Consider the following 22,862-nt stretch of genomic DNA (forward strand, 5'->3'; position numbering starts at 1 on the left):
TTGGTTTTTTATCCCTGTAATTTTATAAATCCTCCATCAATAGGATAATCGTTACCGGTTATAAAACCTGCATCATCCGAACATAGAAAGAGTGCCAGAGAGGCAACTTCTTCGGGTTTTCCCATTCGACCCATGGGCTGTGTTTTGGAAAGTTTTTCAAACATTTGCTTTTCCTCCCCGGGGTAATTACTGGAAAGAAATCCATCTACAAACGGAGTATGAATTCGGGCGGGGGAAATACAATTACAACGAATCCCATACTCCAGATAATCCTTTGCAATACTTAATGTCATGGTCAATACAGCTCCTTTAGACATAGAATAAGCGAATCTATCGCTAATACCCACAGTTGACGCTATGGATGCCATATTAAGTATAACTCCCTTCTTTTGAGCTTTCATAAAATGGAGAGCCGCTTTCGCACAGTTAAAGACCCCTTTAATATTTATAGAGTAAATTCTGTCCAGATCTTCTTCAGTAGTATTTTCAATATTGCCAATATGTGCTATCCCGGCATTATTTATAAGTATATCAATTTCAGAACCTTTTCCTATAAGATTAAATATTTTTTCGACTTCTTCCTTTTTAGAAATATCACATAAATGAGTTACCACTTCAGGTATATCATTTTGCAATTGAGCGATACTATCTGAATTATTTTCCAGCACATGGACCTGACAATTATGTTGAACGAACAATTGGGTAATCGCCTTTCCTATTCCACTACCTCCGCCTGTAATTACTGCGGTTTTATTCTTAAGGTTGAAATTTGACATCTTGTTAATTTAAGTAGTTTAATTCTGTGTAAGAGATCTCCATATCTCCCCTCCAGGATATTCATATTTAATTAAAGATTCAGGTTTCATAGTAATACTATACCCTGCATTTTCAGGTAAGGTATAAGCCCCTTGCTTTATTACAACAGGATCCTCAAAATGTTCATGAAGGTGATCTACATATTCAATAACGCGCCGATCCATACTGCCACTTACAGCTATGTAATCAATCATAGAAAGGTGTTGTACATATTCACAGAGACCCACCCCACCGGCATGAGGGCAAATTGGGATTTTAAATTTGGCCGCCATAAGTATAATTGCTAAAACTTCATTCACCCCACCAACCCTGCACGCATCAATTTGGCATATTTGCAGTGCTCCGGCTTCCATAAATTGTTTAAACATAATACGATTATGGCAATGTTCACCTGTGGCCACTTTTATAGGATCAATGGCCTTGGCTATTTTAGCATGACCAAGAATATCATCGGGACTTGTAGGCTCCTCAATCCACCAGGGATCATATTGGGCCAGTTGTTTCATGTTTTGTATAGCTTCCTGCACGTCCCACTTTTGATTGGCGTCCATCATTAACTTGAGATCATCTCCAATTTCCTCACGCACTAAATGTGCACGCCTCAAATCATCTTCCAGATTAGCACCCACTTTAATTTTCATGTGCTTGAAACCTTGACCCTTAGCTTCACGACATAAGCGCCTTATTTTTTCATCCGAATATCCCAACCAGCCGGCAGAAGTTGTATAAGCTGGATACCCGGCTTCTTTAAGTCTGGCTATACGCTGTTCCTTTCCATTTTGTTTTTCTTTTAAAATTTCAAGGGCTTCCTGAGGTGTTAATACATCTTTTATATAACTAAAATCAATACAAGCGATAAACTCTTCTGGTGACATATCTGCAAGAAGCTTCCATAATGGTTTATTTTCAACCTTTGCATAGAGATCCCATACCGCATTGACCATAGCCCCTACGCTTAAATGAATAACTCCTTTCTCTGGTCCAAGCCATCTTAACTGGCTATCACTATTCATCATTTTCCAAAACCCAGCCATATCACTGGTAAAATCAGAAAGATATTTATTCAGCACCAGGGGTGAGAGAGCCTTTAATGCCGCAACACATACCTCATTACCCCTACCTATGGTAAAGGTTAAGCCGTGTCCTTGCAGGCCCGCCGGATGATCAGTTTTTAAAATAACATATGCTGCCGAATAATCCGGATCGGTGTTCATTGCATCAGACCCATCCAAGTGCAGACTTGTAGGGAATCGTATATCTTTGATCTCGATATCAACGATTTTAATTTTTAATCCCATTTATCAAAAAATAATTTTTGGAAAACTAATACATACAGGAAGTCGCATCTACTACTTATTAATCAGTTACTGATACTTTTTATACCAATCTGCAGAAACATTAAAAATCCAGGGTATACTTTTGCTTATATTCTCCCGGTGAATAACCTTTTATTAACTTAAATTGTCTATTGAAATTGGAAAGATTATTAAATCCGCATTCATAACAAATCGTACTTATTTTTTGTTTATCCTGAATTAACAATTTACAGGCATATCCAATTCTTAACTCATTGACGTAACGTGTATAGGTTTTTTGATACATGCGTTTGAAATACCGACTAAAAGATGATGGTTCCATACCACAAATTTTTGCCAGTTCTTCTACCTTAATAGTCTTATGAAAATGTGTGACTATGTACTTATGAATTTCATACATCCTTGAATTATCAAATTTATCTAATGATAAAATAAAACCTTCACTGGCTAAGATCTCAGCATTACTAAGGGATAAATTATACAGAATATCTAAGAAGGAAAGAGTTCGTTCGAATCCCTCCAGTTGCATTAAATTAAGTATACCGTTTTTCACAGTTTGCGGTAATTCTTTAAATACAAGCCCTCTACTTGCACGGAGAAATAAAGAATTAATAGAATGCATCTCAGGTAGGTTATAAAAATCCTTCCCTAAGAAGTCATCTTTAAAGTGTATCGAGATGGCCCGGGCTTTTTTCTGCATTGTTTTATCAAAATAAACCTCATCGTTTAGCCACATGTGGGGTAAGTTTTTCCCAAGCAGCACAACTTCACCTTCCTCGAATCGTTGGATAGTATCTGCTACGAATCTCATCCCGCTACTTTTTTCTATTAACACTAGTTCTAATTCAGGATGGTAATGCCAAATATTTAAGAAATGATTTAAACAATGTCTTTGAACGCTGAATGAAGAATTTTCTTTGTTATTCCGACTTAATAAATGTAGTTTCATAGATCTTATCTTCAAGCTTTTGGGCTTAGCCAGTCATACTTTTTAATGAATAAGGAGATATAAATTTAAAATAAATTATTATGTTATACATATAAATTGAATGAAAAACGCTAAATTTGGCTGTTGGCATAATTGCAATAACCTACTTGTGAAGATTTCTAAATGAAAAAAATAAAAAGTTTAAAACCGGTAGAAAATCTTTCCCTTGTGGATAAGGTTGAGTTAAGATTATTGGAGTTTTTTAAGGAAAATGAACTGCAACCCGGAGATTCTATACCTAAAGAATTAGAATTTGCAGACACTTTGGGAGTTAGTCGAACGGTGGTTAGAGAGGCTCTTCTACGCTTAAGAACATTGGGTTTGATAGAATCTAAGAAGCACAGAGGCATGATTCTTACAGAACCTGATATTATTGCCAATTTTGAAAGAATCTTGGATCCCAGTCTTTTAGGCATGGATATTTTAAAGAATCTTTTTGAATTAAGGTTAATCCTGGAAATGGGAATGGCGGATTTCATTTTTGAAAGAAAAACACAGAAGGATATTCAGGAGTTAGAGGAAATTGTAGAGTCTGAGGAGTTGGCTGTTGCAGACCAGACCCATTTTAGTTTAGATCGTGAGGTGGCATTTCATGGAAAATTGTACGAAATATCTCAAAATAAAACCTTACTACGCTTCCAAAATTTATTATTACCGGTGTTTGAATATGTCCACCTAAAGAATAAACCGGACGATTTTAACTATCGTTACTCCAGTGGCAAATTCGTCACTCATAAAATGCTTGTTAATAACATTAAAATGGGAACTCCTGAGACTTTCAGAAATGCTATGAGGCAACACCTGGAGCCACATTTTGATTCCATTTTTAATCACGATAAAAATTAGAATTCACGACTTTTATTCTGGAACATCTATTCCTGAGGAGTGTAAATTAGGCCCTCCACCGGCTGTATACCCCCTACTTTCGCCCGTGGGATAAGGTGAGAACCAGAATGAATATAGTTCTCCTTCCCGCACATAAAATTTGATCCTAACTATTTTCTTTATCAGACAAGAAAGTGATGGTTTTCCTTTCCATTTGATGAGCCATTTGGTATTATCCTTTTCCAGCATTCCTTTGCACTGCAATCTGGAAAAACCCTGAATTACGTTAAAATTTTCATCCAGTAATTCAGCTTCGAGACACCCCTTAGAGACATTTGCATTGACAAACAAATAATTCCCATCACACTCTAAAGCTTTTGTACAAACTGTTCCTCCATTTCGATCCCCTCTTAATGCAGCAAACCCATCCCTTCTCAGTTTCCCTACACCAACAGACATATAGCTATCCCACATAGTTTTATTTAATCGCCGACCTGTGTTATAAAAGAATAACTCGTCTTCAACAATAAGTGGGGAGCCGTTCGTAGATTGTACATTTCCCCAATTCCAGGCACCCTCTGATTCATTTACTTCAAAAAAAGGTTTGTTTGAGATTCTTTTAAAATTTATTCCATCTCTACTATATCCAAGAAAAACTTCATTTCTTTTCTGGATATTTAACTCACTAGCCTTTTCATTCGAGGGCCCCTGCCAAATAGTATAGTACCCCAGTAGGATACTCTCATAGGCAATTACATCAAAATTATAAATACCTGGATTTATTTCTGGAAATCTTGGATGCCTAGGTTCAGTACCGTCTGTTCCGAACCAAAAAGAAATTTTATCATCCAATCCATCGTTTATACTATTTACGAGTCTTTCTGGATCTTTATCCATGGCATAACTCCTGGCTTTTCCTAGTGACGGAGTTTCATACCGCATGCTCACCACCCATTGCTTGGAAAAAGGATCAAAATAAGCAGAAATACGATCTCTTACCTTTCCGGATTTAGCCGCTGGCTTTGACCAATGAATACCATCAGAAGAATATTTGAGTAATAAGCGAGAATCCTTTCCCCCTTCTCTCCTATTCACTAAAAACATTTTATAGCGTTTCTCAGGATCACTCTCCACTTTATCTATCCAAATACTAGCCGCATCACGGAGGGTTACATCAATTACATTCGTATTATCTAGAATCCCCTGCGGTTTCTTAGTCCATTTAATCCCATCATGGGACTCCGCATAACAAGTATATAAAGCATTTTTAAGATTGGGGTAATACTTTCCGCCGCCGGCCATATACCACATTTTAAAAACACCATCTTTTTCATCATACCAAACCCCGTCACTAAATGGGCCGGCATATAAAGCTCCCTCGGTAGTCATTTCCCAATTTTCCGTAGGTTCCAAAACTGGATTGTTTGGACTAGGTGTGGGTGGAGTATAGACTCGTTTAAGGTCGGTATTGTTTATTAAAAAATCATCAATAAACAATTGTCTTCCTGGCCTTAATTTAATGTAATTGGAATCCATTTTCATTTAACAAATTACCATTAAAATTATATAACAGAAAAAAAGGCCATAAATGGCCTTTTTTCCCTACTAATCCAAACAAACTATTAACTAAAACTATTCATATCCGGGAGTTTGTTCCAGAAGAGGATTTCTTCCAATCATATCCAAAGTGATTGGTAATAATAATTTGTATTCATCTCCTGGATCCAAAAATTCAACATTTTCAATAACATAAGAGTCTCCGGCTCTTCTTAAATCCCACCATCTTTTACCTTCTCCAATAAACTCTTTATATCGTTCCTGTAATATAGCTTCGGCATTTTCCTCAACCGAGCCGTTAGTATAAGCATATACAGAAGGATCATAATCACTGCCATAAGCTCGTTCTCTTATCAGATTAATTTCCTCCGATGGGTCTTCACCTAAATAATTCTTTGCTTCGGCCAATAAGAGAATTACATCAGCATAACGATAAATTGGCACATCGTTATCAAATATTCTTACACTACCATCAATTCTGCCTAGAAATTTATTTAAGATGGAACCAAAATATTTTTCTTCATTAAAGGTTTCATATCCCGCACCGTCATTAGAGTCTGAGAATAATCGAATGAATGTCGCATCTTTTCTAGCATCCAGATTATCATCAGAAAGCAATAAGGTTTTTATAGAAGGACCATAACGGTTTGAGCCGTTAATTACAAAACCTTGCATAGACTCTCCTTCTTCATTAAACTGAGGCCATATTTCAGTGGATCTACCCGTAAAGGAATTATAATAATTTTGGGCCTCGTTCTCAGCATATTGGACAGCAAAAATGAATTCACTGTTATTTTCATTTTCAGGTCCCCACAGATCTGCATAATTAGCCACCAAATCTATAGAACCTATATCCATAACTTCCTGTAGGGCATTTTTAGCCTCATTAAAATCTGCGGTACCACCATTCAATAGGTTACCTGACCAAATAAAGGCATCCCCTTTTAAGGTAAGAGTCGCTGCCTTTGACCAATAGTTTCTGTTTCCATTCCAGAATGATTCATCATCACCAAAGGCTGCTAATGACCTTTCAATATCCTGCTTTATAAGATTCATTACCTCCTCTTGGGAAGATCGTGGCTTACTGAGGCCTTCAGGAGAAGTAGTATTCAATATTTCTGTAGTGATTGGCACTGCTCCCCAGGTTTTCAATAATGTATAATAATAATACGCTCTCAAGCCGTAAGCTTGTCCCATTAGGTGGTCTCTATCCTCAGCATTGTTAAATTCAATGTTCGGCACATTGGCGATAAAATCATTGAGCTGGTGGATCCTTCCGTAAAATCCAGCCCATCCTCCATAGGGTGCTGTGGAAACGGTGATATTTGATTCAATAAAATCGATACTGAATGGTGATTCAAAAGTTGGGCCTCCCCATACATCACTTCTCAAGCTTCCTAAAGCCCAAAAAGTACTTGTTTCTCCTCTAAAGGACCCATACAGTCCTGAATGTGCTGCTCTGGCACCTGTCTCGCTATCCCAGAAACCATTAAAGGTAAGTTCACTGGGCGCATTTATCTCTAATTCACTCTCACAAGAGTTAAGAACTAGTAATGCTAGAATGATATATATATATTTCATAATCCTGATTTTATAAAGTTAAATTAAGACCTAAAGTAACTGTTCTCGGCAACGGAAATTCTCCTGCCTGATATCCACCCAATTCAGGGGTATCCCCACTGTAGCTTTTAAAATAGTGTAGGTTAGACCCTGTCAAATACAGACTTAGTCTTTCAATTTTGTCATTAAATAATTCTTCGGTAGGAAGATCATAACTAAGCGTAATTTCTCTTAGCGCCAGGTAATCCCCTTTTTCCCAGAAACGACTATTTACAATTGCCTCACTCCCTCTAAAGATATTTCTTTGCGCATCAACAAAAACAAAACGTGGAACATCTGTTTCTGTATTTTCCGGAGTCCAGGATTGTAGCACCAATGCATCTTGATTTAGATTACCTTGAGTTTGCGCCAGCCCTTTTCCTCTAATATGATTATAAATAATATGACCAGCAGCAAAATCAGTTTTTACATACAGTCCGAAATTTTTGTAATTAAGTGATGTTGAAATTCCTCCATAAAAATCAGGGGTTGTCCTACCTATGACTTTCCTATCATATGTATTAATCACATCATCATTATTAACATCTACCCATGCTACATCCCCAGGATATCTCTGAAACGGATTTGGAAGAAGGTCATCCTGAACATTGGCATCAGCATCAACTTCAGCCTGATTGGCATAAATATAATCCTGTACATAGGTCACTACAAGATCAGTTCCTACACGCTGCCCTTCTTGTAATCCACCAACCCATTCTAATTCTCCTGTATCGGGATTATATATTTGGGTACCTCCCTGACGATTCAATTCATTATCGTTTTCTGGTAATTTTTCTACATAGCTTTTAATCTTAGATAAGGTTCCGCTAAGATTCCATTGAAGATCTTCGCTTCTAATTAAATCTGCGCTTAATTGTAATTCGAAACCTTTATTTCTTAATGTTCCATTATTGGTGGTAATCCCACTAAACCCAGTCCAATATGGCAGGGTCAAGTTTGCCAGTTTATCTTCCACATCTCTAATAAAATAATCACCGATAAGGTTTACTCTATTTTCAAACAATGCTACATCAAGTCCAAAGTTTAAAGTTGTAGATCGCTCCCATTGAAGTTCTGGAGTAGGTAAAGATGTATTCGCATATCCCGTTTGTCCATCATAGACACCTTGTGAGCCGTATGATCCGAAAGTAGAAAAGTTACCTAATACGTCTACATTTCCATTGACCCCATAACTTAAGCGAGGTTTTATTTTCGAGAATACGTTCTCCAATGATGATTCGGCAAAGAATTCTTCGTTATGTAAGTTCCATCCTAGAGAAACTCCTGGGAAGAAACCAAACTTATTATTTCCTAAACGAGAAGAACCATCATAACGAAAAGTTAGACCTAAAAGATATTTTTCATCATAATCATAATTCAATCGTCCAAATCCAGATACAATTTTATGCAAGGTTCTAAAACTGTATGGAACTCCATTAGCTTCTGCACCAGCATTCAGTGTAGGTATCAAATCTGTAGGAGAGTTTTGAGTACCGGCACTAAATGTATAATACTCATCTTTATAATATTCAGAACCTAAAAGAACATCAAAATAATGCTTACCAAAAGTATTGGTATAATTCAGGGTTCCAGTTAATTGATTTCTAAGGGTTTTTTCTTCACTTGCAGAAGCATTTCTTGTGGTGATAAGAGACCCAGCATTAAGATAAGCTTTATTAAACGACTCATTTGAATTATTTATCGCAAAATGACTACCTGTTAGTGACATGGTTAAATTATCCACAATATCCCAGTTTACCCCTACAGATGCAGTGAGTCTTTGTTCCAGGTTATCTCTAAGAAATTTATCCTGATAATATAAAGGGTTACCAAAACCTGCATTGGTCCCAGGGTTTAGATCGTCTGAAAGCGATCCATCCGGATTATTATTATAAGTCCTTGATGTTGGAGGCTGTCCTGCAAACCTTCTAAATACCGTATTATTACTACCAAGTGGACTTAGGTTAAGATTAGAGTGAGAATAAAGGATATTTGAATTCACACTAAAATTATCTGATATATTATAAGAACCTGTGAATTTTCCAGAATATCTCTTAAATCCGGAACCTAATATAAGTCCTTCATTGTCCAAATATCCCAAACTCGAATAATATGATCCTTTTTCATTTCCACCCTGAAAGGCTAAATAATGATCAATAGACCTACTTGGCTGATAAATATTTCCGCTTACGTCATTTTGACGGAAAAGTATTTCTCTACTTGGATCTACTGGATCGGTTACAGTCCCCCATCCCGGAAAATCAAGAAGGTACCTATTTTCATCAGTAAGATATTGAGTAGTAAAAGGTGAATCAGTTGTATTCCCTCCCGTAGCAAAGGCCGTAGAGCCGTTCAAAAATCCTGCATTAAAGTTTGTTCTGCCCGTTGCTTCATTATAATACAATATTGCCTGACGGTTATACTTTATAAAATTAGCAGCGTCAAGATATTCCGGCGTTTCACGTCTATAATTAAAGCTATATTTTTGTTTGTAGGTAATCGTCGCTTTTCCAGTCTGACCGGATTTTGTAGTTACAAGAACAACACCGTTTGCAGCTCTGGCACCATAAATAGCCGTTGCCGCAGCATCCTTTAATACCTCAATGGATTCAATGTCATCTGAGTTTAAAGCATAAAAACTACCGGGAACTCCATCTACTAAAATTAGAGGAGATCCAGAACCATCAAAATTTGTCCCGCCCCTCAATACTATATTTGGAGTAGCTCCTGGTTGCCCTGTATTGTTCGTCACTCGTAAACCTGGAATTGAACCCTGTAAAGCTGTAGCCGGGTTAGAGCGTGTAGAAGTTTCCAGAACTCGGGTGTCAAGTTTAGAAATTGAAGTGGTTAATTTTGCACGGGATTGCTTCCCATACCCTGTTACAACTACTTCATCAAGGCTAGCGAGATCCTCTTCCATTGTAACATTTATAATGTTCTCGGTGCCCACTATACGCTCCTGCGTTTTAAAGCCTATAAAACTAAATACAAGTACATCACCTGGTGAAGCCTGGATAGCATAATTTCCGTCGAAATCAGTTTGAACCCCAGTGGTAGTGTTTTCAATAAGTACATTCACTCCACCAAGAGGCATACCATTTCCATCCATTACGGTTCCTGAGATCTCCTTTTCCTGAGAAAATGCTTCCGTAGACGCCATCAAAAGAAGTACGCATACAAAAAGATATTTAGTTTTTTCAATAGCTGTTTTTATTGAAGGTAAACAACTCAAGAAAAAGGAGTCAAAACCTTTAAATAATTGATAAGCATTCATAAGTTTTTGGTTTTCGTTTAACAACAAGTTAACATTACGCAATGTATAAAATGTTTTATGTTCTACATAATTAAAATTAAAAATTTTTAAACTTTAAGAATAAGCTAAATATTCTGACAACCCATTTTTCTTAAAAGCTTGTCGAATACTCAGTATTTCTTCTTTATTAAGTGTATGATGAGGAAATCTGGAAGGACCACAATCTATCCCTAATTCTCTCATAAAACCTTTCCCTCCTCCGTTAAAACCTCCGGGAGCACCCAGGGTTTCAACAAATTTGATAGCCAAAGATTGTAAAGATCTGGCTTCAGGGAAATTCCCTTCATAAAAATTGTCGGCAATAGCTTCATACAGTGGCATAAGATGATTAAATGTACTCCCAACCCAGCCCTGAGCACCAACAGATAGACTTGGAAGAAAGGCTTCATCTACTCCAAAATAAATTTCTTTTTCGCCAGCGTTGGCATTTACTTCTTGAAAGGCTACCAAATCATTTTGAGTGAATTTTATTCCGCCAAAATTTGGTATTCTTTTACTAGCGATTCTGGAGAATTCAATCATATTAAAATCTACCTGGGTAAGAGCTGGCAAATGATAATAGAAAAAAGGAATTTCGGGAGCACAAGAAGCGATTTCATCACAATATTCAACCAATTGTTGAAGATTACCTGGCTTGAAATAAAATGGAGCGATCGCTGCAATTGCATCGGCCTTTCCTCTCGAATCTATTGCTAATTCCTTAGCTGCATTGAGACTTAAATGCCCCACATGGTTAATAAGGATTAAGTCCCCTTTTTCCTTAGCCCAATACTCCAAAATCACTTTCCTTTCCGGAAGTGTAAGAGACGTGAAGTCTCCGGTAGATCCATTGATAAAAATTCCATGCACACCTTTATCATCTAAATAGTTCGAATAAGGGCGGATCACTTCTGGATTTAGTGATAGGTCCTCTTTCATTGGCGTGTAAGTTGCTGCAAATATTTTCATTTAATCTGTATTATGTTATACATAACAAATATATAAAAATTTTTTATCTATTTATTTTAATATCAATTTATTTGATAATTAAATATCTTCTTTTAAATATATCATATAAGTCTTCAATATTTCCAAGAAATCGTTGACTATCCTTTAGGGATTGTCCGGTTATTTCAACTCGAGCTACCAGCTTATCTTGAAAAGCCTCCTTCCTTATACAACATTTGACCAGTGGATAGTTAATAATTAGACGATCCCCGTGCATTTCACACTGAAATAAATCAAACTCCCCTACCAACCAATTAAGTAATTTAAAGTACAAATCTGAGTTTTTCACCTGGTAGATCAACTCCATAACTATATAATATTATTAGATGTATTTCAGCGAACGACAATTCGATGGTTTATTTACTATAATAACTACTCGAAACATTAGAATTTAAATTTTTCTGAGTCTTTGCATAGGTAAAACCGGAGTGAATACTATACGCTCCAATTTTCCCGGCTTTATTCATTGCCAATAGACCTACTTGAAATTCTTTATAGTTGCCATTTCCTTTAATTATTCGTTTTAATGCCATTTCACAAGCCTCTTGTGGAGAGTATCCATTCCGCATAAATTCTACCACTAAAAAAGAACTAACATTTTTCATGATCGCTTCTCCCAGACCAGTGGCCACCGCCCCACCTACTTCATTGTCGACAAAAAGACCGGATCCAATAATTGGTGAATCGCCTACCCGTCCAATCATTTTAAATGCAAGCCCGGAAGTAGTACAGGCACCTGCTATATCATTATTCTTATCCATACATAGCATCCCAATGGTGTCGTGGTTTTCTATATTGATAATTGGCTTGTATTTTTTCTCTTTCATCCATTTCCGCCAGGCTTCTTTTGATTCCTGAGATAACAGATCTTTTCGTTCAAAACCTTTCGTCATGGCAAAATGAAAAGCTCCCTCACCGGCAAGCATAACATGCGGTGATTCTTCCATAACCTTACGTGCGACCGATACGGGATGTTGAATATCTTTAAGGTAAACTACGGAACCGGCATCCCCATTGGGAGCCATTATACTTGCATCTAAGGTCACATTTCCATTACGATCAGGGTAACCTCCATTTCCAACCGTAGTATTTTTGATGTTGGCTTCTTCTACACGAACACCTTGCTCAACGGCATCTAAGGCACTAGCCCCATTAGATAACATTGCCCCAGCTTTGGCGGTTGCGTTTTGAAAATTCCAGGTTGCAACACTAATCGGCTCTGTATTTTGCCTAAGATTTGAGGTGTGGTGGCTAGGATTGAGCTTAGAGAAAGCCTGATTAATTCCTAGACTACCTATTACAGAACTGATAAGAAAATGTCTTCTTTTCATTTTTAACTAGCAAATTAAAAGTGATACCTTTTAAAGGCTTCCATAGCTGCATATTCTGCAAGGCCCAAATCTCTATATTTGAGAGCCGTCTCTTTATTTCTATCCTCAGCGCGCACCCAAAATTCTCGAATATCTTCTCCCTGAAACATAACGCCATCCTTTTGAGACTGATGGAAAAATATAGCTTGTCTCTTTTTTAAAACCTGATCTGGACTTAATGGGACAGCCATATCGATTTCATGTAATTCAAATTCATGCCATGCTCCTCGATAAAGCCACACCCAACAATCTTCCATAAATTTCTTTTCTTTAATTTCATCTATAGCGGTCATTATAATATCCAGGCAGACCTTGTGAGTCCCGTGCGGATCAGCAAGATCTCCAGCCGCATAAATCTGGTGAGGTTTTATTTCTTCAATTAAATCTTTCACGATTTGGATATCCTTAATGGACATTGGACTTTTCTTGATAGTCCCGGTTTCATAGAAGGGTAGGTTTAAAAAGTGTACATGATCATCAGGTACTCCCTCAAAACGAGTCGCAGCCAAAGATTCACTTCTTCTAACAAGACCTTTTAGTTTACGTATTTCAGGACTATTTACTTCATTCTCTTTTCTATCCTTGATTTCATCAATTAAGCTTACAATATTACTCCTATCCTGCCCGGTCGTGAGATCTCTAGCAATTTCAGCGAACTTTAGGGCTTCGTGATCTGATACGGCAATATTACCTGAAGTCTGATATGCAATATGCACTTCATGGCCCTGTTCGACTAATCGATCAAAAGTTCCTCCCATTGAAATGACATCGTCATCCGGATGCGGACTAAAGATTAAAACTCTTTTAAATTGAGGAGTAGCTCTTTCCGGTCGATTTGTATCATCGGCATTATATTTTCCTCCTGGCCATCCCGTAATAGTATGCTGCATTCTATTAAACATGCCTATGTTCAGGTTATATGAAGAACCTTCCTGGGCTAACAAATCCGACATCCCATTATCATTATAATCCTTATCGGTCAGGTTTAAAATCGATTTTTTAACCTTTTGGCATAACCAAATTATTCCCCTATCTCTTAGTTCAGGAGTCCAGTGACATGGTCCAACTAACCACGGGGTTTTTATTCTGGTTAATTCTGAGGCCGCTCCTGTATCAAGTACAAAAGTTGTGTTAGGATGGTGTTGCAAATAGGTAGCAGGAACAGCACCAGACACCTCACCCTCTACAGTTTCTTTTACAATTTCTGCTTTATTCTGACCCCAAGCCATCAAAATGATCCGTTTCGCATTTAAAACGGTACTAATTCCCATGGTAATCGCTTTTTTAGGAACGTTTGATATGCCATGGAAAGCAGGGGCAGCATCTATTCTAGTAAGATGATCAAGAGTAATCATTCGTGTTACTGAATTATGATGTGAGCCCGGTTCATTGAACCCTATATGACCTGTACGACCAATCCCTAACAATTGAAAATCCAGGCCTCCGGCTTGATTTATTTTGGATTCATAATCCAGGCAGTATTGCAGAAGATTTTCCTGCGCAACCTTGCCATCAGGAATATTGATATTCTCTTTTGGAATATCAACATGGTTAAAAAGATGTTCATGCATGAAATAATGATAACTCTGAACATTCGTCTTTTCCATAGGCCAGTACTCATCCAGATTAAAGGTAATGACGTTATAAAAACTCAAACCTTCCTCCTGATGAAGTCTAACTAGTTCAGCATATACATTTATAGGAGATGATCCTGTAGCGAGCCCCAAGATGCAATTTTGCTCCTTCTTTTGTTTCCTTATTATCAGATCTGCTATCTCCTTCGCAACCAGTTTAGAAGCACTTTCAGAATTGGAAAAAACGAGGTTATGGATCTTTTCATAACGGGTATCCTCAAATTTGCCTGCTGGTCTGTACTTTAATGTTTTAGGTTCTACTTGCAATGTTTCCATAACTAAATTTTATTTTAGAAATGTAAATCTACAAAATTGTTTTATGTATAACATAAGAAAATATAAAAAAGGAGGTAATTTCACCTCCTTTTCTACACTGACTAATTCTGCCCTGCCCACCACAAAGGAGTGAAAACACTGTCATCACCTCCTAAATGATTTAGAGCCTGTTGATACCCTTCAGGAACATTGTTCGCTAAATTACTGGGGTATCTCAATCGTTGTGGAAAGAAATTCCATTGAAGTTCTGTAAAATTACTTGAAGTTAATTGCGGCATATCCGACAATGGATTCTCCACGGCTGGGGTTTCAAAATACGGAAGCCCTAAGCGCCTGTGATCACTCCAGGTTTCAAGTGGCAACCAAGGAACCTGAGCAATAAATTTTTGGGTAATGACCTTTGTAAGATGGTCATTTTTAACCGTTCCATCCATATAAAGATGATTATCGGGATATTCGTAATTTACACTTCCTTCAGTTCCCGTATAACCATCTACAAAATTCATGGACACGTCTGATGGTTCTACAATATGATCCCAATTCACTGAAGTACCTGCAAGATTGTATTCTTCAGAGGAAATATAATCGGTTGCAAACTGCGAAACACCCCAGTACTCCATGCTCTGCCTTATTCCTTCTTCGTAGGCTGTTTTTCCATCCATAGGAACATTCCAGCCTCGAATAGCGGCCTCTGCTATCAAGAAATGGCTCTCCCACGATCCAAAGAATATTCTTTCAGAAGTGCTATTTCTAAATTTATGGGCAAGTCGCGGTATCGCCCCGGGCCAACCATACACTTGGTTTTTGGATCCTTTTTCACCCCAACTACCTATAGTAGGAGCATTCCAGGTGAAAGCAGCATCAATCTCCCTTACGATATTTCCCTGGTCGTCAACTAAATTCCTCACCGTATTACCTGTGGCATTCAGATCCCAACTTGGGTAGCGATTCATTTGGGGATCATCAAAATTTCCTGGAATAATGTATGCCTCATAGGCCCGTGGGTCTATTTCAGCCGGTAAACCATCCAGCCAAAATCCTGCAGTTGGGTTTGTGGTTAAAGTGGTGAAGTGATCTTCCAGTTTTAAACCAAGATAATTTTCAGGTTTTATATACTGATGCAGATTTTCTTCTAGGAGTTCTTCAGAAGAAATACCACCCAAACCTATCATTAAATTATTTAAAGTAGGTGATAAATACTGCATATTCCATTCTCTACTCATCACACCAGTTAATGCATCCCATCCAGGTTTCTCCGCAACTTTAAAGTTCATATCCAGACTTGAGATGAAACTTCCCGATGAAACGGCATCTTCAAATTCTTCTTTTGCTTTTCCTGGTTCCACTTCCGAAAGTCGCATAGCTAATCTCATTCTTAGAGAATTAGCATAGGCTGTCCACAATTCGAAATCATAACCATATGCCGGATCCAGACTGCTAACATTTGAAGGCACCATTACCCCTTCATCCATACTAGCAACCGCGTCGTCTAGTTCATCAAGCATATAGTAATATACTTCCTGTACGCTGTTAAAATCTGGATTTTCCCCTTGAAAACCGTTTATTGCAATAGGTCCAAAATTATCAGACATTTCACTCATAAGATATGAGCGCCAAATTCTTGCTACTTGCTTAAGATTATTTGTATAAGGCTGGACATTTCCATTCTCAATTTTTTCATTGGCTATCTGAACTGCAGTATTCGCATGATTCAACCATCCAGATATATAATTAAAATAATCGCTAGACCATCCGTCACTAGTATATCCTACCGGCAAACTATTTATGCGATCCATTCGACCGGCTGCTTTCCAATATAAGACGAACACACGTTCTGCTATATGAGGATCTTGCTGAGCACTTACAATTGAATTATTTATAAAATACTCTACCTGAACCTGATCTGCGGTAGCCGCTGTGGGATTTACATTAATTTCTTCGAAATCGGAACATGATATGACCGATATCCCTAAAATGGTCATTAAAAGACCTGTTTTTCTGATTTTCTTAATTAATTTCATAACTATTAAATTTTAGAAGCTTACACCCAGATTAAAAAAGAAGGTTCGAGAAGTAGGTGAAGCCAGATTTTCGAATCCTACGGCATTCGTGGCAGTAGCGTATACGGATTCCGGATCAACGCCGTTCAATTCACTATCTATCATCCAGACATTGTTAGCAGATAAACCAACATAGGCTTTTTGAAAGAAAGTATCCTTTATCAAACTTGTTGGAAAATCATACCTCAAATTCACGGTCCTAAGCCTAACATTGGTAGCATCATAAATATTTGCTTCCGTGATTCCAAGATTTCCTGACCTGGTAGTTACTCCCTGCCAAAAAAGTTGTGGCGATACCGCTGTTGTATTTTGAGAATAGCCTCCACTTTCATCAGCAACTACACCATCAAAAACAAATGGCTCACGATCTCCATTGACCACTGTTGCAGCTCCAGTTCCTGCATTTTGAATAGCCCTGTTCGTACCAGAATATATTTCACCACCGATCCTAGCATCTATCAAGAAACCAAAGGTGAAATTTTTAAACATGAAGTTGTTAGAAAAGCCGATTAAAGCATCTGGTTGTTGATTTCCTAATCTCACTCTCTCATTACTTGCTAATGGGATTCCATCTGCATCCACTATAATATCTCCAAAGAAAGGACTGCTTTCATCTTCTACTCGTTGATATTTGGTTCCATAAATCTCACCATAAGCCTCTCCGGATACTGCCAGAATGCTTACATTATCAAATCCTCCTAAAGAATACTGTGTTACTGTTTCAATTAACTCATTAACCGTGTTTTCATTCCGTGAATAATTAATATTCATATCCCAGGTCAAACCCTCAGGATTATCAAGCACTCTTCCATTCAACATTAATTCAATTCCCTCATTTTGAATATCTCCCGCATTGGCTTTCATAGAACCATATCCACTTAACGGATTTAAAGGTAGATTTATCAATTGTCTTGTGGCGTTGGTTTTATAATACGAAAAATCGAGCGCCAAACGATTCTTAAATAATCTTGCCTCAAACCCCAGCTCTTTAGATCGAATCAACTCGCTTTTTACATCTGGATTATAAAGTGTCCCGTTTCGACCGGCAGTGGTGTTGCCATTAGGATCCTTCCCTATTGAATAAAAATTAACCAGTTGATATGCAGGCAGGTCATTACCTACCTCTGCATAGGAAGCACGAATTTTTCCGTAAGACATCCATTCTGGGAGGTTCCCATCATTATTTTTTATTAGATCCGTAAAAACAAGGGAAGTGCTTATTGAAGGATAAAAGAATGATCGATTTTCTTTACTTAAAGTAGAAGACCAGTCGTTTCTACCTGTTGCTTCAACAAATAAATATCCATCATAATTTAATTGAAGCGTACCATACAATGAATTAATCTTTTTCTCACTATAGCTTTCTCCAACGCCAGGATTCGATACGCCGTTGTTTAAAGAAAAGAGATTCGGTACTTCTAATTCACCTGAGTTACCGCTTATACCACTAGCTTCCCTATGCATCAAATTTCCACCAAAATTAACAACTCCTCCAAGCTTACCAATAATATCATCTTTAGCAGCATTTAATAGGAAGCTATAATTTGTTTCTGAAAATGTGTTTTTTCCTAGTCCATAACGACCGGATGCAGAAAGAGGGCTTCCCGAATATAGTTTGGATTCTGTATTGGTAGTATACAAATCTGCACCTGCTTTTATCTCTCCACTTAACCAATCTGTAAAATTATGCTTCAGGGATCCATTCAATAGGAATCTGTCTCTATTATCCATATTCAGGTTATTGCGATAAGCCCAGTAAGGATTTACAGAGTTCGATGGAACATACCATATCATGTTTCCAAATTCATCACTTCCAGCCTCATAATCAGTTATATCTATTGACCGGGGAAGCAGATACATCGTTGCAAATGAATTCGAAATATTCACCCCACTTAATGGTCTATTTTTAGCTGTGGCACTTATATATTGAACTTTCACATCAGAGATCCAGTTATCGGCTTTCCCAAATATGGAATTTGCCCTCGTTAAAAGATTTAATCTCTTTAGTTCGGATCCTGGAATCATACTATCATCATCTAAATAGGTTGCGGATGAATATAAGGATGTTCCGTTGCTTACTTGTTGTTGAAAGGACAGGGTATGGGTTTGAGTAACACCAGTGTCAAAATAGTTGTCTAGATTATCATATGCCCTGAGCTGTACGGTTTCTCCCTGAGCATTTTCCACCGTCTGCCCCTCAATTTTCGGACCCCAGCTTGAACCTGACTGGTTATCATAAATACCATCCGCCCCTTGGCCAAATGAGCTCTGTAGATCAGGAGACATAAAAATTGATTCGAAACCTACAGATGTAGAATAACTAATCCCTAAACCTTGTGTTTTCTTACCTGATTTTGTTGTTATTAAAATTACACCATTTCCAGCACGTGATCCATACAAAGCAGCGGCAGAAGCTCCCTTAAGAACTGACATACTCTCAATATTTTCAGGACTTAAATCCCCCAGGCCATTACCCATATCAGGGGAAGGATTCCAAAAGTCATTATTGGCAGCTCCGGTAAAATTATCCATTGGTATACCATCTACCACGATTAATGGCTGGTTGTCCCCAGTAAGTGAGTTATTCCCTCTAAGAACAATTTTTGAAGAACTCGCGGGACCACCAGCCCCCCTAACCACCTGTAATCCAGCAACCTTACCCGTGAATGCATTTGCAAGGTTCGTTTCTCTTGATTCCACCAATTCATCTCCACCTACTTCCTGAAGGGCATACCCCAAAGATTTTCGTTCTCTTTTAATTCCCAGTGCGGTAACTACAACCTCATCAAGAGCTTCCGTATCAATTTCCAGACTTACATCCAGGGAAGTCTCTCCTGAAACTGCGACTTCTTTTTGTTTATACCCCACCATCGAGAATACCAAAACGGCCCCATCAGCAACCTCAATGGCATAATTGCCATCGAAATCTGTTGCAACCCCCTTATTAGTACCTTTTTCAAGTACCGTAACCCCTGGTAAAGGAACACCAGTTTCTGCTTCCGCAACTGTTCCAGTTACCATTTTCTCCTGAGAAAAGCCGTTTTGAAAAAAAATTGTTACGGCGAACAAGAGAAGAATGAATCGTTTTTCTCCCATAATTTTAATTTTCGTTAATAGAATCTTTGTTTTTAGTTAATTAATTGTGAATGAATTTCTTGTATAAGCCAGATAATTCAAAAAAGATTCGACTAACAACAATTGAGAAAAGCTAAACGACAGTTTAGCGAAAACGATATAGTGAAAATGTAGTTGCGATTTATTATAATTAAATTCAATATCAGACAAAAGATTGAATTTAAAAGAAAGCAAAAGAAAAGAAATTACGGAATAGAGATAATTAATTCTCGAGATGGAAAATTATTTTGTTGGCCTCGATTAATTCAGACTGCTTAATAAAATAACCATCCCATAATTGGTCATTGACAAATATTGAATCTATAAAATGCTTTTGTCCAGCATTATTTGCTTGGATAATTAACTGTTCCGAGTCGTAATAATCTTCATCCAAATGAATTATCACCTCCTCAAATTGTGGGGAGACAAAAGTATAAACCGGTTCAGCCGGTATTATGGGGTAAATACCCATCATGGAAAAAACAGCCCATGCACTCATAGTTCCGGTATCATCATTCCCCGGCAAACCATCAGGTGAATTTTTATAAAATTCGTTTAAAAGCTCATCCACCCTTTCTTGCGTTTTCCATTCAGCTCCCACGACGTAATTATAAAGGAAGGGATAGCCAAAATCTGGTTCATTTGCCATATCGTAATGCTGATTATCAAATATATAATCCAACTGTGCAACAAAATCTTCAGCTCCTCCCTGTAGTTCTATCATCCCTGGAATATCATGGGGTACCATGAAAACATACTGGTACGCATTACCCTCAATAAAACCTACATTTTCAGTGAAATTAGCTCCTGCCTCAGGATCAAAAGGTACGAACCAATCGTTATTTCTTCTTTTTGGCCTGAGAAGACCAGTACCTTCGTCAAATAAATTTCTATAGGAAATGGAGCGATCTTTAAACCGTTCAGCATCCTTTTTCCTGTCTAATTTGTCTGCAAGTCTGGATATGGCGTAATCGGCAATATTATATTCCAGTGTAGTAGAAACCATCCCCCCCACTTCACTCTCAACACTCAAAAATCCATTTTTCATGTATTCATTAAGTCCCGGCCGCAATGGATTTTCTTCTGTATGTGTGGCCCCCTTAATCATTGCTTCATATGCCAGTTCTATATCAAAATCTCTAAGTCCTCGTAAATAGGTATCTGCTAGTACAACTGCTGCAGGGTCACCCACCATAGTAAATGTTTCTGTACTATTCAATTCCCATTTCGGCAACCAGTTATTTTCTTTATACATCTCTAACATACTATTTACCATAGCTAGTTGTTCATCAGGATAAACCAGGCTCATCAATTGATGATAATTACGGTAAGTATCCCACAGAGAAAAAACACTATATCTTACTTCATCCGTTTTCCCGGTTTTACGGCCATTTAGTTTAGGGAATTCCCCATTTACATCATTTAAAATGCTGGGATGGATTTGCGTATGGTATAAAGCAGTGTAAAAAACCGTTTTATCGTCTTTCGATCCACCTTTAACCTCTATTTTTGACAATTTATTCTGCCATTTCTCTCGGGTTCGTTTATGAATACTATTAAAACCCTGCCCGGCTGTTTCTTTCTCAAGATTTTCCCTGGCATTTTCTATACTTACGTAGGAAATACCAATCTTCATCTCTATTGTGGTCTCTTTTTCCAGATCAAAACTAAAATAGGCTCCTATACTATCCCCGATAACCTCCTGCCTGAAACCTTCTTTAAATCTTATTTTTCCATTATATCCCATCCATTGGGATTCAGTACCCTTATATTTTTGAGGGTCCTTCCAAATTCCATAATTCTCTGAAGAATGAGATAATCTGGCCACGAAGTAAACAGGGTAGGCACTCTCTGGATTATTGTAGCAAAAACTTCCTACAGTTCTCATCCCCTCTACTTCATTTTTTGCAACTATCTTTAACATCCCACCTTGTTCATTGGTCAAACCTAATCCTAAATTGAGAAGGATATTAGCCTGACCAGCAGGAAATTTATAGCTGGTAACCCCGACACGTTCTGATGCAGTGGCGTTCACTTCTACGTTATACTTTTCCAGTTTAACCCCGTAGTATCCAGCCTCGGCTCTTTCATTGGTATAAGTACTGCCGTAATTTAAATGATCCACTTCCAGAGCCCCTGTTGTTGGCATACTTAAAATTACCCCAAGGTCCGGGCATCCCACTCCACTAAGATTCACGTGCGAAAATCCGGTGATAAAGGAATTCTCATGAACATACGGATTAGACAACCACTGACTATCTTTTTCTAATGGATTTAAAGTCAGGTTTCCAGCAACATTAAAAGGGGATACACTTGCCATCCCTCGCGGTGCCATAGCACCAGGATGTGTAGCTCCGTAATTAGAAGTACCTATAAAAGGATTTACATAGTCCACTTCCCGCTCTTGAGAAAACGCGGACAGGCAAATAAATGAAATAATAAGGCTTGCTGCGTATTTCATATTATTCCACTTCATAGGTTAGATAAGCTGAAACAAGCCAGTGATTTAATTTATCACCATCAATTGGAGTTGCATCAATATCAATCTCGAGCTGATGGGTACCCTTATTAAGCTCTCCTATTGACATTACATAAGGTAAGACCTGTGATCCAGGACACCAATTGGATCGGGAAAGGTCTGAAGAGGCGAGCCGCTCTTCAATTTCTTTATATATCTTTTCGCCTTCACGATTATAGGCCCTTGCAGTATCCTTCCGGGTCCACACTCCAGAACTGGGATTAAATCGGCGAAAGGAAGCACAATCATCCCGCCATGGTACCGTATCAAGAGCTATTTTATGGTCGAAGATCACTCTATTTCTTAGCTGAATAAATTCGTCTCCGCCACTATGGCCTCCATGGCCCGTTGTAATATAATACTGACCCGTCCTGAATAAAGGCTACATAATTTTAAATAGTTATGTACAAAAATGACAAAGTAATCAGACGGTATTCGGAATCTTTCAAACTCAAAATTTTAGACGAACTTACCACAGGAAAACTAAAC

The 22,862-nt window shown here is 37.9% G+C and carries 14 protein-coding genes; 1 reads left to right on the forward strand and 13 read right to left on the reverse strand.

Annotated elements, in window-relative coordinates; all coding sequences use genetic code 11:
* Nucleotides 1-8: 8 nt before the first annotated feature.
* From NE848_RS13420 to NE848_RS13430, 3 genes are all read right to left on the reverse strand, one after another.
* The gene (locus tag NE848_RS13420) at nt 9-776 is read right to left on the reverse strand and encodes an SDR family NAD(P)-dependent oxidoreductase (protein WP_252114433.1); all 768 of its coding nucleotides are present in this window, start codon (nt 774-776) and stop codon (nt 9-11) included.
* 18 nt (nt 777-794) lie between these two features.
* Nucleotides 795-2,114 (reverse strand): L-fuconate dehydratase, encoded by a 1,320-nt coding sequence (locus NE848_RS13425; protein ID WP_252114435.1) that lies wholly within the window; start codon nt 2,112-2,114, stop codon nt 795-797.
* Between the two features lie 100 nt (nt 2,115-2,214).
* Nucleotides 2,215-3,081, reverse strand: a complete 867-nt coding sequence (locus NE848_RS13430; protein ID WP_252114437.1) for an AraC family transcriptional regulator — start codon at nt 3,079-3,081, stop codon at nt 2,215-2,217.
* A 162-nt stretch (nt 3,082-3,243) separates the two neighbouring features.
* Between NE848_RS13430 and NE848_RS13435 the strand changes: the two genes are divergently transcribed.
* Nucleotides 3,244-3,966, forward strand: a complete 723-nt coding sequence (locus tag NE848_RS13435; protein ID WP_252114439.1) for a FadR/GntR family transcriptional regulator — start codon at nt 3,244-3,246, stop codon at nt 3,964-3,966.
* Nucleotides 3,967-3,978: 12 nt separating this feature from the next.
* On the opposite strand, the gene NE848_RS13440 is transcribed toward NE848_RS13435, so the two are convergent.
* From NE848_RS13440 to NE848_RS13485, 10 genes are all read right to left on the reverse strand, one after another.
* Nucleotides 3,979-5,487, reverse strand: a complete 1,509-nt coding sequence (locus NE848_RS13440) for a glycoside hydrolase family protein (RefSeq protein WP_252114441.1) — start codon at nt 5,485-5,487, stop codon at nt 3,979-3,981.
* Between the two features lie 90 nt (nt 5,488-5,577).
* Nucleotides 5,578-7,083: a RagB/SusD family nutrient uptake outer membrane protein gene (locus tag NE848_RS13445; protein ID WP_252114443.1), complete on the reverse strand. Its 1,506-nt coding sequence runs from the start codon at nt 7,081-7,083 to the stop codon at nt 5,578-5,580.
* A 10-nt stretch (nt 7,084-7,093) separates the two neighbouring features.
* Complete coding sequence (locus NE848_RS13450) at nt 7,094-10,375, reverse strand: SusC/RagA family TonB-linked outer membrane protein (protein WP_252114445.1); 3,282 nt, start codon at nt 10,373-10,375, stop codon at nt 7,094-7,096.
* Nucleotides 10,376-10,468: 93 nt separating this feature from the next.
* Entirely contained in the window at nt 10,469-11,362 is an 894-nt protein-coding gene (locus NE848_RS13455) for a dihydrodipicolinate synthase family protein (RefSeq protein ID WP_252114447.1), read from the reverse strand.
* Nucleotides 11,363-11,757: 395 nt separating this feature from the next.
* Entirely contained in the window at nt 11,758-12,732 is a 975-nt protein-coding gene (locus NE848_RS13460) for a glycosylasparaginase (protein WP_252114449.1), read from the reverse strand.
* Between the two features lie 14 nt (nt 12,733-12,746).
* Nucleotides 12,747-14,681 (reverse strand): glucosamine-6-phosphate deaminase, encoded by a 1,935-nt coding sequence (gene nagB / locus NE848_RS13465; RefSeq protein WP_252114451.1) that lies wholly within the window; start codon nt 14,679-14,681, stop codon nt 12,747-12,749.
* Between the two features lie 101 nt (nt 14,682-14,782).
* Entirely contained in the window at nt 14,783-16,702 is a 1,920-nt protein-coding gene (locus tag NE848_RS13470; RefSeq protein WP_252114453.1) for a SusD/RagB family nutrient-binding outer membrane lipoprotein, read from the reverse strand.
* A 12-nt stretch (nt 16,703-16,714) separates the two neighbouring features.
* Nucleotides 16,715-19,837 carry a SusC/RagA family TonB-linked outer membrane protein gene (locus tag NE848_RS13475; RefSeq protein ID WP_252114457.1) on the reverse strand — a complete coding sequence of 1,041 codons (3,123 nt, stop codon included), beginning with the start codon at nt 19,835-19,837 and terminating at the stop codon, nt 16,715-16,717.
* Between the two features lie 241 nt (nt 19,838-20,078).
* Nucleotides 20,079-22,316 (reverse strand): GH92 family glycosyl hydrolase, encoded by a 2,238-nt coding sequence (locus tag NE848_RS13480; protein ID WP_252114459.1) that lies wholly within the window; start codon nt 22,314-22,316, stop codon nt 20,079-20,081.
* Nucleotide 22,317: 1 nt separating this feature from the next.
* Nucleotides 22,318-22,728, reverse strand: a complete 411-nt coding sequence (locus NE848_RS13485) for a peptide-N-glycosidase F-related protein (protein ID WP_341482790.1) — start codon at nt 22,726-22,728, stop codon at nt 22,318-22,320.
* Nucleotides 22,729-22,862 lie beyond the last annotated feature (134 nt).

The sequence above is a fragment of the Gramella jeungdoensis genome (assembly GCF_023805255.1).
Lineage (GTDB): Bacteria > Bacteroidota > Bacteroidia > Flavobacteriales > Flavobacteriaceae > Christiangramia > Christiangramia jeungdoensis.

Excerpts from the sequence above, each read along its gene's own strand:
- NE848_RS13420 (WP_252114433.1), bottom strand. The coding sequence starts at position 776 with ATGTCAAATTTCAACCTTAAGAATAAAACCGCAGTAATTACAGGCGGA.
- NE848_RS13425 (WP_252114435.1), bottom strand. The coding sequence starts at position 2,114 with ATGGGATTAAAAATTAAAATCGTTGATATCGAGATCAAAGATATACGA.
- NE848_RS13430 (WP_252114437.1), bottom strand. The coding sequence starts at position 3,081 with ATGAAACTACATTTATTAAGTCGGAATAACAAAGAAAATTCTTCATTC.
- NE848_RS13435 (WP_252114439.1), top strand. The coding sequence starts at position 3,244 with ATGAAAAAAATAAAAAGTTTAAAACCGGTAGAAAATCTTTCCCTTGTG.
- NE848_RS13440 (WP_252114441.1), bottom strand. The coding sequence starts at position 5,487 with ATGAAAATGGATTCCAATTACATTAAATTAAGGCCAGGAAGACAATTG.
- NE848_RS13445 (WP_252114443.1), bottom strand. The coding sequence starts at position 7,083 with ATGAAATATATATATATCATTCTAGCATTACTAGTTCTTAACTCTTGT.
- NE848_RS13450 (WP_252114445.1), bottom strand. The coding sequence starts at position 10,375 with ATGAATGCTTATCAATTATTTAAAGGTTTTGACTCCTTTTTCTTGAGT.
- NE848_RS13455 (WP_252114447.1), bottom strand. The coding sequence starts at position 11,362 with ATGAAAATATTTGCAGCAACTTACACGCCAATGAAAGAGGACCTATCA.
- NE848_RS13460 (WP_252114449.1), bottom strand. The coding sequence starts at position 12,732 with ATGAAAAGAAGACATTTTCTTATCAGTTCTGTAATAGGTAGTCTAGGA.
- nagB (WP_252114451.1), bottom strand. The coding sequence starts at position 14,681 with ATGGAAACATTGCAAGTAGAACCTAAAACATTAAAGTACAGACCAGCA.
- NE848_RS13470 (WP_252114453.1), bottom strand. The coding sequence starts at position 16,702 with ATGAAATTAATTAAGAAAATCAGAAAAACAGGTCTTTTAATGACCATT.
- NE848_RS13475 (WP_252114457.1), bottom strand. The coding sequence starts at position 19,837 with ATGGGAGAAAAACGATTCATTCTTCTCTTGTTCGCCGTAACAATTTTT.
- NE848_RS13480 (WP_252114459.1), bottom strand. The coding sequence starts at position 22,316 with ATGAAATACGCAGCAAGCCTTATTATTTCATTTATTTGCCTGTCCGCG.